A 13234-nucleotide genomic window follows, 5' to 3' on the forward strand; every position below is an offset into this window, starting at 1 on the left:
GCGCGTCTGTCCATCCTCGTCGTCGGTGCCGGCATCGTCGGCCTGGCCTCGGCCCGCGCGCTGGCCCTGCGCGGACACGACGTCGTCGTCGCCGAGGCCGCGGACTCGATCGGGACCGGGATCTCCTCGCGCAATTCCGAGGTGATTCACGCCGGGCTCTATTATCCGACGGATTCGCTCCGGGCGCGCCATTGCGTCGAGGGGCGCCGTCGCCTCTACGCCTTCTGCGAGAGCCACGGCGTGCCGCACGCGCGCCTCGGCAAGCTCGTCGTCGCGACGGCGGAGGCCGAGGAGCTGGCCATCGTCGCCATCCACGAGCGCGCCCGCCGGAACGGCGTCGAGGGCCTGCGCCTCCTGACGGGCGCCGAGGCGCGCGAGATCGAGCCGAACCTCGCCTGCACGCGCGCCCTCCACTCGCCCGAGACCGGGATCATCGACAGCCACGCCCTCATGCTGGCGCTCCAGGGCGAAATCGAAACGCGCGGCGGGATGCTCGCCTTCCGCACGCCCGTCGAGCGCCTGCTCCGCGATGGCGATGCCTGGATCGCGCTGACCGGCGGCGAGGCAGCGGGCGAGATGCCGTTCGACGCCGTCGTGAACGCGGCAAGCTTCGGCGCACCGGCCCTCGCCGCGCGCACGGAGGGCTACGAGCCGGCGCGACCGCCCCGCCTCGTCCTCGCCAAGGGCAGCTACTTCTCGTACGCCGGCAAGCCCGCCTTCCGGCGGCTCGTCTACCCCGCACCGGTCGAGGGCGGGCTCGGCATCCACCTCACCCTCGACCTCGCCGGCCGGATGCGCTTCGGCCCCGACGTCGAGTGGACGGACGGGCTCGACTTCACCGTCGACCCCTCCCGCGCGGACGCCTTCTACGGGGCGATCCGCCGCTACTGGCCGGCGCTCCCGGACGGCAGCCTCGTGCCCGATTACGCGGGCATCCGGCCGAAGCTGACCGGGCCCGGCGAGCCAGCGGAGGATTTCCGCATCGACGGTCCGCGCGAGCACGGCCTGCCCGGCCTCGTGCACCTGTTCGGCATCGAGAGCCCCGGCCTGACCGCGAGCCTGTCGCTCGCGGAGGATGTGGCCGACAGGCTGAACGCCTGAGCGAGCCCCTCCCCTACTTGGTCTCGGCGACGTGGACGCCGGCCCAATCCTCCGGTGGCGGCGCGCGCTCGAAGGCCACGATGCGGGCGGCGTAGAGGTCGTAGAGCGCATCGAGACCGAAGCCGAGGGCCCGGCAGGTTTCGAGGTGGTCGCGGGCGCCCGCCCAGTCGCACCCGCGGTAGCAGGCAAGCAGTGCAGCGTGGGCGGTGGAAAGCCGCGCGAACGTCTCCGAGGCACGCATCTCGGCGTCTCCGAGCAGCACCGAGATCGTCTCGGGCAGCAGCTTGCCCTTCACCCGGATCCGATCGATCTCGAGCAACGCGAAGCGGTCCGAGACCGCCGAGGCGGTGGCATCGCCGAGGATGATCTGCACGCCGTAGGTCTTCGATTGGCCTTCGAGGCGCGAGGCGACGTTCACCGTGTCGCCGAGGACCGAATAGTCGAAGCGCTGGGCCGAGCCCATGTTTCCGACGACGCAGCGCCCGGTGTTGATGCCGATGCCGACGTTGAGGGGCAGGACGGGGTGGCCGCCGGCCTCGGCTTCCGCCCGCCGCTCGGCGTTGAGCGCGTTCATGCGGGCGATCATCTCCAGGGCGGCCGCGCAGGCATTCGCCTCTTGGTCCGGATCGTCGAGCGGCGCGTTCCAGAACGCCATGATGGCGTCGCCCATGTATTTGTCGATGGTGCCCCGCCGCCCGATGATCGCGTCGGTGAGCGGCGTCAGGAAGCGATTCATCAAGGTCGTGAGGCCGGCCGGATCCGCCCGGTAGAATTCCGAGATCGCCGTGAATCCGCGAACATCGCTGAACATGATGGTGAGGGGCCGCTCCTCGCCGCCGAGGCGCAGCTTCTCGGGCGAGGCCGCGAGTTCGTCGACGAGGGCCGGCGAGAGGTACTGGCTGAAGGCCGAGCGGATGCGCTGCCGGCCCATCTGCTCGCGGGTGTAATTCGTGAAGACGAGCACCGCGTAGACGCCGAAGCTCGCCCCCAGCGGGAAAGTCGGGTCGAGCAGGATGCCGAGTTCGGTGAAGCGGAGCCACGAGATCGCGGCGATGAAGATCGCGACCACCGCGCCGAGCACGAGGAGCCATGCGGCCCCGAGCACCGGTGCGAAGGCGATGATCCCGGCCGAGACGGCGATCGCGAGCAGCACCTCCACCACGATGGCGTAACTCGGATAGGACAGCGTCGCGCGGGTGAGCACGCTCTCCAGAACCTGCGCGTGGATCTCGACGCCGGGGATGATGCGGTCGACGGGCGTGGTCTTGTTGTCGAGGAGCCCGATCGCGGACGTTCCGATCAGCACGATCTTCTGGGCGACCCGCTCCCTGTCGAAGCTGCCGTCGAGGACGGCGCGCGCCGGGACGAAGCGGGCCGGATCGTGGTGGTTGAAGTGCAGCCAGACCGATCCGCTCGCGTCGGTCGGCACTTCGAAGCCCGGCACGGCGGCGGCGCTGACGCCGCCTTCGTCGGTGCGCAGCATCACGGCGCCGCTGCCGGTGAGCACCCGCAGTACCTCCAGCGACAGGGCTGGCACCATCCGCCCCTCGGCGATCAGAACGAGGGGCACCCGGCGCACGATACCGTCGCGCTCCGGCACGATGGTGAAGAGCCCGCGCCCCGCCGCCGCTTGCTCCAGCTCCGGCACGTTGCGCAGGAGGCCGGGGAAATGCGCGATGTGGGCGGAGGCGTCAGGGCCAATCTGCGCGAAGCCGGTCTCGGGCAGGGCGGCATCGTTGCCCGAGGGCTGCGCCAGGGCCGTCTGCCCGAGGACGACCCGCGAGGCGGCCACCGCCTCTGCGAGAATCCGATCGTTGCTGGGCAGCCGGGCGAGCGTCGCCCGGCTCTCCGCGTCGAGCCCGGCGACGCTCTCCGCAACGAGGGCCGGCGAGAGGCGGTCGGGTTCGGGAAAGACGGCGTCGAAGGCGATCGCCGCAGCCCCGGCCTCGGTCAGGCGCCGGACCAGGTCGGCGACGCGGGTACGGGCCCAGGGCCACTGCCCGAGGGCGCGGATGCTAGCCTCGTCAATGTCGACGATGGTGACCGGCCGCAACGTCGCCGGGCGCGGTCGCAGGATCTGAAAGGCGTCGAAGGTGCGAAGCCTGAAGGTCTCGACCGGCGGCGGGTCACAGAGCCGCAGCACCACGAAGAGGACGAGGACCGATGTCGCCAGCACCCGGTCGAGGCCGATCCGGCCGACGAGTCCCCGGCGCGCGGCGGCGTGGCGGGCGGTGAAGCCGGGAGGTATGCCTGTTTGGCCCGCTTCCCTCACACCAGCGGTGCCTGAGCGTTCAGCCGGACGAGGTGATCGGTCCAGATCAGAGTCACGTCGGTGGCGGACGCCGGCAGGCTCGTCAGATGCGCCAGGATGTGCCAGTCGCCGCCCGACCCGTCGCTCACCTCCAGCGCCGCGTGATCGCCCTCCGTCACGAGGCGGGCGAAGGCCGCGAGGTTCTCGTATGTCACGTTTCCGCCGAACACGCCGGTGAGGTCGATCGCGTCGCCCGACGCGCCCGCAGCGAAATCCGTGATGGTGCGGGCCGTGCCGGCATCAGCGAAGACGAACACGTCGCGGCCGGCTCCGCCCGTCAGGACTTCCGTGGTAGCCGACGCGATCAGGATCTCCGCAGCGGCCGTGCCGACGAGGTGACGCGCCTCGCCGCGGGTCACGACGGCCTCCACCGCCTGCACCGCCGGCGTGCCGTGCTCATCCTGCACGACGTAGCTGAAATGGCCGCCGTCGCCCGTGCCCTGATAGCGGATCGCGTCGCCGGATGGAGCGAATTGCGCGTCCGTCACGCTCACCACCCCGAGGCGCGCGCCGGAATCCGGATCGCGGTCGTTGAAGAGCAGTGCCGATATCGGCACGGTGAGGGAGGCATCGGGTGCGGCGACGATGTGGTCTTGACCGCCGATCGGGGCGTCGTTGTCCCCCGAGACGGTGAAGAACGCCGTCGCCGAGGCCGTGGCGCCCGTGCTGTTCGCGATCGTGTAGACGAAGGAATCCGTCGCCGTCTCGCCCTGGGCCAGATGATCGAAGGCCGCGCGCGGATCGTAGGTGATGGTGCCGTCCGGGTTGAGGGTGACGGCGGCGCCGTGCGCGCTCGTGCCGGCTACCGAGACGAGGTGGATTGGCAACCCGCTCGGATCGCTGTCGTTGGCGAGGAGTTCCGCCGGCTGGATGACGAGCGGCATGTCCTCGCGGATGCGGGGCACGACGCCGGCGTAGTCGATGACGAGCTCGGCACCGACGACCTGCCCGAACGTCGAATCGTACGACCCGACCTGGAATTCGATGTAGTAGGTCCCGCCCGACGGAAGGACGAAGGTCTTCGTCTGCCATCCGGTCGAGCCGGACACGATGCTGTCTTCCTGCAGCACGGTCGCGACGATCTGGCCGTTCGACGCATCGCGCAGGTATCCGCGGCCGCGAGCGTGGTCCTCGCCGCTCGACAATTGCCAGTCGAACTTGATCGCGTCACCGGCCGAGGCCGAGAACGTGGCGCTACGGATCGACGGCCCCCAGGCCGTGCCGCCGCGTGTGTCGATCGTGCCCTCGAAGGCCAGCACCGCGACGGCGTCGGCGCCCGCGAGATACGTGCCGCTGCGATCGACGACGATCTGCGGCCGGTAGGAATTGTTGATGAAATTCCCGGAATTCACGGTGGATTGGGTCCAGCCGGAGAAATCCGGTGCGGCGCCGAATCCGCTGTTCACCAAGAGGCTCGGATGCAGGTCGAGGTCGTCGGCGGCGACGGGCGGCCGCTCGCCGGCTCCGGCCAGCGTCACCGAGACGACCTGGGTCGTGCTCCCGCCGAGACTGTCCGAGATCCGGACCGAGTAGGTCTGCACGCGGGTCTCGCCGGCGGAAAGCGCGTCGATCGCACCGTCCGGCACCGCGAAGTTCCAGGCCAGGGTTCCGGACGCCTCGTCGATCGCACCGAGCGTGAGCGTGCCGAGATACCCGGTTCCGTCCGCGACGACGGTCGCGCCGTGGACGTCACCGAAATCGGGATCGCTGAAGGCGATCGTGCCCGAGCGGCTGTGCAGGAGTGTCCCGCTGCCGGGTGCGCCGTAGGCCACCTCGTCCACGCGCGCCGCAGCGCTCGTGGCGTCAGGCCGGATGACGGGCGCGTCGTTGACGGGCGCGATCTGGAACCGGGCGGTCTGCGCGACGTCGCCGCCATGGCCGTCCGTGATCGTGTAGGCGAGCGTCACCGGCCCATTGGCATTCGCGGCGGGCCGATAAGCGTAGCGCCCGTCGCCCAGATCCTCGATCGTGCCGCCGCCGCCAACGATCTTCAGGCCGGTCAGGGCGAGGACGTCCCCATCGACGTCGCCCGCGCCGGCAAGGAGTTCGGCGGCGGTGATCACGCGCGCGGTATCCTCGAGGCTCGCCGCCAGCACGAGCGGGCCGCCGATCGTCGGTGCATCGTTGACCGGGATGACATCGAAGCGGGCGGTCTGCGCGACGCTGCCGCCGTGGCCATCAGTGATCGTGTAGGCGAGCGTCACCGGCCCGCTCGCATTCGAGTCGGGCCGGTAGGCGTAGTGGCCGTTGCCCAGATCCTCGATCGTGCCGTCGCCGCTCACGATCCTCAACGCGGTCACGGCGAGCGCGTCGCCGTCCGCATCCGTCGCCCCGGCGAGCAGATCGAGCGGACTGATCGGGCGAAGGGTGTCCTCGGGACTCGACCGGAGCGACAGCGCCCGCGCGACGACCGGTGCATCGTTGACGGGCGAGACCTCGAAACTCGCAATCTGCTCGACGCCGCCGCCGTGCCCGTCCGTGATCGCGTAGGCGAGCGTCACGCGTCCGCTCGCATCTGCCGCCGGCCGGTAGATGAAGCGGCCGTCGCCGAGATCCTCGATCGTACCGCCGCCACTCACGACGCGCAGCCCGCTCACCCGCAGTGCATCGCCGTCGACGTCGCTCGCGCCGGCGAGGAGGTCCGCGGCCGAGACGATCCGCGAGGCATCCTCTGCGCCCGCCGCGAGGACGATTGCGAGGGGCGCGACGGGCGCATCGTTGACCCCGGTCACGTCCATCGTGAGCGTCGTCGTGGCACTCACGCCCGTCTTGTCCTCGACGCGGTAGGTGAAGACGTCCGCGCCCTGCTGCCCCTCGGCGAGGCCGGCGGCCTTGTCGGCCCGGTAGACATAGGTGCCGTCGTCCCGCAGCAGCAGCGTGCCGTAGCGGCCCTGCAGGGTGACGGTGCCCCCCGAGAGGCCCTCCATCGGCGCCTCGATGCCGGCCCGCGCCGCCACGATGTGCGCCGTCGTCGCGCCGAGGACGCCCTGGCCGACGGTCGCCGCGACGAGGGCGTTGCCCTGCACGACCGTGAAGGTGCGGGGCGTGAGGACGAGGGGATCGTCCTGCGGCGAGCCGCCCGGCGGAAGCGGGGCGGTCAGCGGATCCACGGGCGGCTGGCTCGATCCGCGCGGCGCCGAGCCGGAGAGCGGATCGACCGGCGGCGTCTCGACGGGCCCGTTCGGCGCGCCGGGCGGGGCGGTGTCCGGCTGGACGATGTTCGGTTCGGTGCTCGAACCGCCGCCGCCGCCGGTCGAGGGTCCCTGGAACACGGGCAGGCGGGGCGCCTCGGCGATCGCCTTGAAGATCGCCTGGACGAGGCCGGCCTCGAACTGAAGATCGGCGGGCGTCTTGGCGACCTGCTCGAACTTGACCTGCAGCGGGCCGTTCGGGCTGACGATGAAGGCGTTGCCGGGATCCGACACCGTGAAGAGGAGGCGGGTCGGGTCGTCGCGGTCGTAGACCTCGAAGCGGCCGGTGTGTCCGTCCGGCTCCGTCATCACGGAGAGGCGTGTTGTGCCGTTGTCCGCATCGATCTGGACGTGGACCGCCGTGCCGCGGATGCCCATCGTGGCGACGGGGGTGCCGATCTTCATGTCGCCGGTCTTGGCGACCTTGCCGGCCACGAAGGTGATCGAGCCCTGTACGAGGCTGAACAGGGCCGAGTTGCTCTCCCCCTCCGCCTTGTAGACCATCTCGTTCAGGAGCATCCGCGCGCTGGCGGAGAGGCTGAACAGGGTGCCGTCGAGGAAGGAGACGGCAAGCGAGGAGCCACGCTCCGTCTGGACGACGTCCCCCTTGTAGACGAGATCGCCCACGTGGAGCGCGACCGTGACGCCGTTGCGCACGACGCTCGCCGAGCCGGTCACCGTCTGAACGCGGCCGATCGCGGCCGAGGCGTCGGAGGCCTGCGGCGCACCGGCCTGCGCGTAGCGCTCGCCGCCGAGCGGCAGGCTGAGGGCGTCGATGACCGCGTCGGACAGGGAGGCCCCGTCCGGCGCGACGAGCTTGGGGCGCCGCCCGACCTCGAAGTAATCGTGGACGACGAGGCGGTGCGTCTCGTCGCTGATGATCAGATCGGCGCCCGCACGGACGTAGTGGCCACGGAAGAGAAGGGCCGCGTCGTCGACCCGGATGGTGCCGCCGGCCTCCGCCTCGACCTCGCGCACGTCCGCGAGGCCGAAGGACGGCCCCTGCGAAGATGATCTGATGTCGGCTGCGCTCTTCACGTTTCGTGCACCGAATCCGAATGGAGCGTCTCGCGACGCCTGTTCATGGCTGCGCTACGGGAAGTATCGGAGCGTGTTGGTGCGCCCCGTCACACGAAAAGACGGCTTCACCGCGCACCCACAAGCGTCGCCGGCGCCGGCACGCCCGAAGACCCGAACCGTCCGTATCCGTACAGTTCAATTCCCTTCGCCCGACAGGCTCGCGCAGGTTCATCCGAGGGGCCTGAAGATTTCAAGTGTTCCGAGAGCACAGAGGCGCCAATTCGCGAGCCCGAACATGGCGTTGCCGGCAGCCGCCGGCCCCGCGCGGCGGCCATCGGTCGACGGAATCGCTCAGGGAACGAGGGTCAGCACCAACGGTACCAGGATCGCGGTCAACAGAGCGTTGAGACCCATCGCGATTCCGGCGAATGTGCCCGCGACCTCGCTGACCTGGAAGGCGCGGGCTGTGCCGACGCCGTGGGCAGCGAGGCCCGCCGCGAAACCCCGCGCCCGCATGTCCCGGATCCGCAGCGCGTCCATCAGCGGCGTGACGAGGATCGCACCCGTGACGCCCGTCAGCATCACGATCACGGCCGTCAGCGTCGGGTCACCGCCAAGCGTCTCGGAGACGCCCATCGCGACGCCCGAGGTGATGGATTTCGGGCTGAGCGCGGTGATCACTGGACGCGGGATGTCGAGGAGGCGCGCGAGCCCGACCGCGGAGATGAGGGCCACGACGCACCCGACGACGAGTGCGGCCAGCATCGGCAGGAGGGCGCGCATCACGGTCGCCCGGTGCTCGTAGAGCGGCAGGGCGAGCATCACCGTCGCCGGTCCGAGCAGGAAATGCACGAACTGCGCGCCCTGGAAGTAATCCGCGTATGGCGTACCCGTCAGCGCCAGCACGGCGCCCGTCAGCACGATCGCGATCAGCACCGGGTTGGCCAAGGGGCTGCGGCCCGTCGCCGCCGCGATCCGGTCGGCCACGAGGTAGGCGACGAGGGTGACCGTCAGCCAGAGCAGCGGGGTGCGGGAGAGATAGACCCAGACCGCGAACTCGCCGCTCATCGTTCCGCCCCCCGCTTCCCGCGCGGCTCCAGCCACCGCGAGACGGCGACGAAGGTCAGCGCGGTCGCGCCGAGCGCCGCGAGCGTCGACACCACCAGCACGACGGCGAGCTTCAGCCCCTGCACCTGCAGCACGTCGAGGCGGCCGACGATGCCGGCGCCGGCCGGTACGAACATCAGGGATAGGTTGGCGAGGAGCCCCGGCCGGTCCGCTCCAAAGTGCCGTCCGTCAGCGGGCGCGGCAGCGTGCGCGGCACGATCGCGGGCCCCTGATCGCGCAGCACGAGGAAGCCGAGCAGCAGCACCATGCCGAGCACGGGCCCCGGCAAGGGCAACCCGCTGCTGCGCGCGACGACCTCTCCGGCGAGCTGTGCGAGCAGGACAAGGGCGAAGCTCGCGATCACGGGCTGCGCTCCGCCGCCCGGACGGACGGCCTCACGCCCGCGCCGCCGCGCCGTCGCGGCCTGCGAGCCCCTCCTCGCGGGCGCTCGCGATGGCGGATTCATCGAGGCCGAGAAGCTTGCCGAGCCGCCAGACGAGGGCCTCCTCGAACTCGTCGACGGTGCCGTCCGCTCCGGCGACGGACCATGCCATCGCAAGGAGCCGCGCCCGCTCCGCCTCGCCGCCCTCGCGCCCGATCAGCTCCACCAGAATGGCGACATCGCGGGTCTCCGCGTCGAAGGCGGTGGCGCGCGCGATCAGTGCGTCCGCCGCCTCGCCCGAATCCGCGTAGCGCCGGCGCACCAGACGCGTCAGGCGCTCCGCTTCAGGGGCCGCGAGCACGCCGTCGACGCGAGCCACGTGGACGAGCAGCGCGGTCGCCGCGAGGTGCTCGTCGTCGACGGGCAGGTCGGCGGCCGGCGCGATCCCGAAGGCGTCGGCGGCATAGGCCCGGAGGCGCGCGATCAGGGACATGGGCAGAGATCTCGAGAGGGGCGGCCGACAGTCTCGATCGCCTTGAGCCCCGTCAAGCGCTCGGGATCGTCTGCGCGCGCGGCGCCCTCGCGGCGTGGCGCGGCTGCATCGGATCGCGCCGGCTGCCGCCTCCCGCCTTGCCAATACGGAGCCGTCCGGATATGAGCCTCACCCGAACGATCGAACGATGCCCCACGGCGCGTCGATCGCGCCGCAATAGCTCAGCTGGTAGAGCACCTCATTCGTAATTGGCGGGTTAACCGTTAAAATCGAAATGGTCTCAACGAGTTGACGGACCGACGATCGATTTAGTATGGCCTTAATAGGGCCGGAGGCCGCAATAGCTCAGCTGGTAGAGCACCTCATTCGTAATGAGGGGGTCGGGGGTTCGAATCCCTCTTGCGGCACCATTTTTTCACTTCTCTAACAATGCCTTCGATCGACCTGGCAGAATGAGTTCAGGATCGGAGCTCCGTCTGGTGACCATCGGGTGACCACGTCAGAGAAGCTCGATCCGCCGGGAAAGGCATTTGTGTCTGTCGTACCAGCTGTGGACTGAGGCGGGTCAGGCTAAACCTTTGCATCTATTCAAGTGTCCGCCGTCAGCGCTCCTGAGACACATCGAGGCCCTTCACGAACGGAGGATGGCTGGTTCATCGTAGTCCTGAGGCACGACGATGAAGCAGACATCCGGACTGGCACGCAAGCCGGCAGACGCGGTGATCAAAGACATCCGCCGGGCCACCCGCCGGCAGTTCTCGGCCGAGGAGAAGATCCGCATCGTGCTGGAGGGCCTGCGCGGCGAGGACAGTATCGCCGAGCTGTGTCGGCGCGAGGGCATCGCCAGCTCGATGTACTACGGCTGGTCCAAGGAGTTCCTGGAAGCCGGTAAGAAGCGGCTGGCGGGCGACACGGCGCGGGCGGCGACAGCAGACGAAGTCAAGGAGCTGCGCCGCGAGGCGGGCGCGCTGAAGGAGGTTGTGGCCGATCTCCTCCTGGAGAACCGCCTGCTCAAAAAAAGCATGAGCGGGGCTGGGGACGACGAGGCATGAGGTACCCAGCCCCTGAGAAGCTGGAGATCATCCGGCTGGTTGAGCAATCCCACCTGCCGGTGCGCCGCACCCTGGAGAAGCTCGGCATCACCCGATCGACGTTCTACCGCTGGTACGACGCCTACCTGAGAGGCGGTCCCGAGGCATTGGCTGACCGACCATCCCGGCCCAGCCGGGTCTGGAACCGTCTACCGACAGAGATCCGCGAGCAGATCGTCGCCCTCGCGCTGGAGGAGCCGGAACTCAGCCCACGCGAACTGGCGGTGCGCTTCACCGACGAGCGGCGCTACTTCGTCTCGGAAGCCAGCGTCTACCGCCTGCTCAAGGCCCAGGACCTGATCACCAGCCCCGCTTACATCGTCGTCAAGGCCGCCGACGCGTTCCGCGACAAGACCACGGCGCCCAACCAGCTCTGGCAGACCGACTTCACCTACCTGAAGGTTGTCGGCTGGGGCTGGTACTACCTGTCGACGGTGCTGGACGACTTCTCGCGCTTCATCGTGGCCTGGAAGCTCTGCGCCACGATGCAGGCCAGCGACGTCACCGCCACGCTCGATCTGGCGCTGACCGCGGCCGGGCTCGATCAGGTGCCGGTGGCGCATCGCCCGCGGCTGCTGACCGACAACGGATCGAGCTACGTCGCGGGTGACTTGGCGACATGGCTCGGCAGCCGAGGCATGACCCACATCCGCGGTGCGCCGCGCCATCCCCAGACGCAGGGCAAGATCGAGCGCTGGCACCAGACGCTCAAGAACCGCATCCTGCTCGAACACGCCTACCTGCCGGGCGAGTTGGAGGCCCGGGTTGCCGCCTTCGTGGAGCACTACAACCACGTCCGAGCTCACGAGAGCCTGGGCAATCTCACCCCCGCTGACGTCTATCTCGGCCGCGGCGAGGGCATCCTGCGCGAGCGGGCGCAGATCAAGCGTCAGACCCTCATCGACCGCCGCTTGCGCCACCACGCGCGGGCTGCCTAACCTCTCAACCCAGGTGGACCAGAGCCTCCGTTCCTGAGCGTCCCAGATCGTCTCAAATCATCTGACGACGGACAGGCATCGCCTCCTCCATGTACTACGGCTGGTCCAAGGAGTTCTTGGAGGCTGGCCGGAAGCGGCTGGCCGGCGACACGGCCCGTGCTGCCACCGCCGACGAGGTCAAGGAGCTGCGCCGTGAGGCGGGTGCGCTGAAGGAGGTCGTGGCCGATCTCGTCCTGGAGAACCGCCTGCTCAAAAAAACGTATGGCCCGCCCCGTCTGCAAGGTGGTCGATGAAGACGCCTGTATCCGGTCTGCACAAACGTATCCGGCATGTCGGCACAATGGCCGCCGCCAAGATGGAGAGCCGCACGTCCCGGGCCTCATAAGCACGTCGGCCTCGCTGAGCCGCTTTTTTTGCCAGGCTTCCGGGACGCCGCTCGACCGTCAGGCCATCTTCACTGTCCTCCCGCAGACCTCGTGGACCCGCGCCGAGTGGTCCGGCTCGAACTCGGGTCGACCTCTCTCCACGCCTCAGGCGAGGGCCGGCTCCAGATGCCGCTCGAAGCTCCCCCCTTTGCGCAACGTCGCCCAAGCGACCCGCGCGAGCTTGGCCGCGAGCGCGACGACCACGACGTTGTAGTGTGCCCGCGCCATTAGACCGCGCAGCCAACGTCCGGTCGCGTCCTCGGCCTTGGACAGCGAGGCCAGGGCCGCGCGCGCCCCATGGATGAAGAGCCCACGCAGGTAGGCGTTGCCTCGCTTGCTGATGCCGAGGAGCTTCGGTCTGCCGCCGGTCGTGTGCTGGCGCGGCACGAGGCCGAGCCAAGCGGGAAGGTCGCGGGCGGACGCGAAGGCGCTCCCGTCGTCGACGGCCGCACGCAGGGCCGTGGCCGTCATTGGCCCGACGCCCGGGATCGACACCAAGCGGCGCGTCGCTTCGTCGGCGCGTGCGCGCTCCACGAACTCTCGGTCGAGCGCCTCGATGCGGCGGTCGAGACCCGCCCACTCCTCGCGGATCTCGGCGACGAGGGCCCGGATGCGCGTGCCGACCCGCGCCTCGGGGTCCGTCAGGAGAACATCGACCGCCGTCTCGAACTTGCGCCGGCCCTGAGGGAAGGCGAGGCCGCGCTCCAGCAGGATCGCGCGGAGTTGGTTCATGAGCATGGTGCGCATGCCGACCAGCCGCGACCGGACCCGGTGCAGGCTCTGCATATCGAGCTGCTCTTGTGCCTTGAGAGGCACGAAGCGCATCGTGGGGCGCGAGGCGGCCTCGGCGATCGCCTCGGCATCGCGGTCATCGTTCTTCTGCGCCTTGACGTAGGGGCGGACGTACTCGGGCGACATTAGTCGGATGACGTGTCCCTGCGCGGCGAGCAGCCGGCCGAGGTGATGGGCACCGCAGCAGGCTTCCATCGCGACAATGCAGGCTGGCAGCTTGGCCGTCAGGCCGACAATCGTCTCCCGCCGCGAACGCCGGCGCAGCACCACCGCCCCGGACGCGTCGAGGCCGACGAGGCTGCAGCTGTTCTTGCCGAGGTCGATGCCCAGCACCGCGATCGCACTCTTCGCCATTCCAGATCCCTCCGTGTGTCCGTGGCAGC

At 69.8% G+C, this 13234-nt stretch carries 7 protein-coding genes, 1 tRNA gene and 2 pseudogenes; 4 read left to right on the top strand and 6 right to left on the bottom strand.

Annotation, left to right across the window (positions count from 1 at the left end; genetic code table 11):
• The first annotated feature begins 6 nt into the window (after positions 1-6).
• The gene (locus DK389_RS05270) at positions 7-1101 is read left to right on the top strand and encodes an NAD(P)/FAD-dependent oxidoreductase (protein WP_109896043.1); all 1095 of its coding nucleotides are present in this window, start codon (positions 7-9) and stop codon (positions 1099-1101) included.
• Between the two features lie 13 nt (positions 1102-1114).
• Here the strand turns inward: DK389_RS05270 and DK389_RS05275 are convergent, their stop codons facing one another.
• The 5 genes and pseudogenes from DK389_RS05275 to DK389_RS05295 all read right to left on the bottom strand — a co-directional run bounded on the left by DK389_RS05275 (position 1115) and on the right by DK389_RS05295 (position 9605).
• A complete protein-coding gene (locus DK389_RS05275) occupies positions 1115-3373 on the bottom strand; it encodes a CHASE2 domain-containing protein (RefSeq protein ID WP_236960630.1) in 2259 nt (752 codons plus the stop codon).
• Positions 3370-7641: a cadherin-like domain-containing protein gene (locus DK389_RS05280; protein WP_109887889.1), complete on the bottom strand. Its 4272-nt coding sequence runs from the start codon at positions 7639-7641 to the stop codon at positions 3370-3372. The genes DK389_RS05275 and DK389_RS05280 overlap by 4 nt, the downstream gene beginning before the upstream one ends.
• Before the next feature lie 333 nt (positions 7642-7974).
• Positions 7975-8691, bottom strand: coding sequence for an LrgB family protein (locus tag DK389_RS05285; protein ID WP_109887891.1), 717 nt, complete (start codon positions 8689-8691; stop codon positions 7975-7977).
• Positions 8688-9094, bottom strand: a pseudogene (locus DK389_RS05290) (CidA/LrgA family protein). Before DK389_RS05290 ends, DK389_RS05285 begins: the two are co-directional and overlap by 4 nt.
• Before the next feature lie 31 nt (positions 9095-9125).
• Positions 9126-9605 (bottom strand): tellurite resistance TerB family protein, encoded by a 480-nt coding sequence (locus DK389_RS05295; protein ID WP_109887893.1) that lies wholly within the window; start codon positions 9603-9605, stop codon positions 9126-9128.
• A gap of 334 nt (positions 9606-9939) precedes the next feature.
• On the opposite strand from DK389_RS05295, the gene DK389_RS05300 reads away from it, so the two are divergent.
• From DK389_RS05300 to DK389_RS05310, 3 genes and pseudogenes are all read left to right on the top strand, one after another.
• Positions 9940-10015 (top strand) — tRNA-Thr (locus DK389_RS05300).
• Positions 10016-10282: 267 nt separating this feature from the next.
• Positions 10283-11634, top strand: a protein-coding gene (locus DK389_RS05305) for an IS3 family transposase (protein ID WP_109889188.1) whose coding sequence is annotated in 2 segments (ribosomal slippage) — positions 10283-10618 and positions 10621-11634 — 1350 coding nt in all. Because the reading frame shifts where the segments join, the coding sequence is not laid out codon by codon here.
• 65 nt (positions 11635-11699) lie between these two features.
• A pseudogene (locus DK389_RS05310) lies at positions 11700-11897 on the top strand (IS3 family transposase); the annotation flags it as partial.
• 267 nt (positions 11898-12164) lie between these two features.
• Here the strand turns inward: DK389_RS05310 and DK389_RS05315 are convergent.
• Entirely contained in the window at positions 12165-13184 is a 1020-nt protein-coding gene (locus DK389_RS05315; protein WP_109896047.1) for an IS110 family RNA-guided transposase, read from the bottom strand.
• Positions 13185-13234 lie beyond the last annotated feature (50 nt).

The sequence above is a fragment of the Methylobacterium durans genome (assembly GCF_003173715.1).
Lineage (GTDB): Bacteria > Pseudomonadota > Alphaproteobacteria > Rhizobiales > Beijerinckiaceae > Methylobacterium > Methylobacterium durans.

Excerpts from the sequence above, each read along its gene's own strand:
- DK389_RS05285 (WP_109887891.1), bottom strand. The coding sequence starts at position 8,691 with ATGAGCGGCGAGTTCGCGGTCTGGGTCTATCTCTCCCGCACCCCGCTG.
- DK389_RS05295 (WP_109887893.1), bottom strand. The coding sequence starts at position 9,605 with ATGTCCCTGATCGCGCGCCTCCGGGCCTATGCCGCCGACGCCTTCGGG.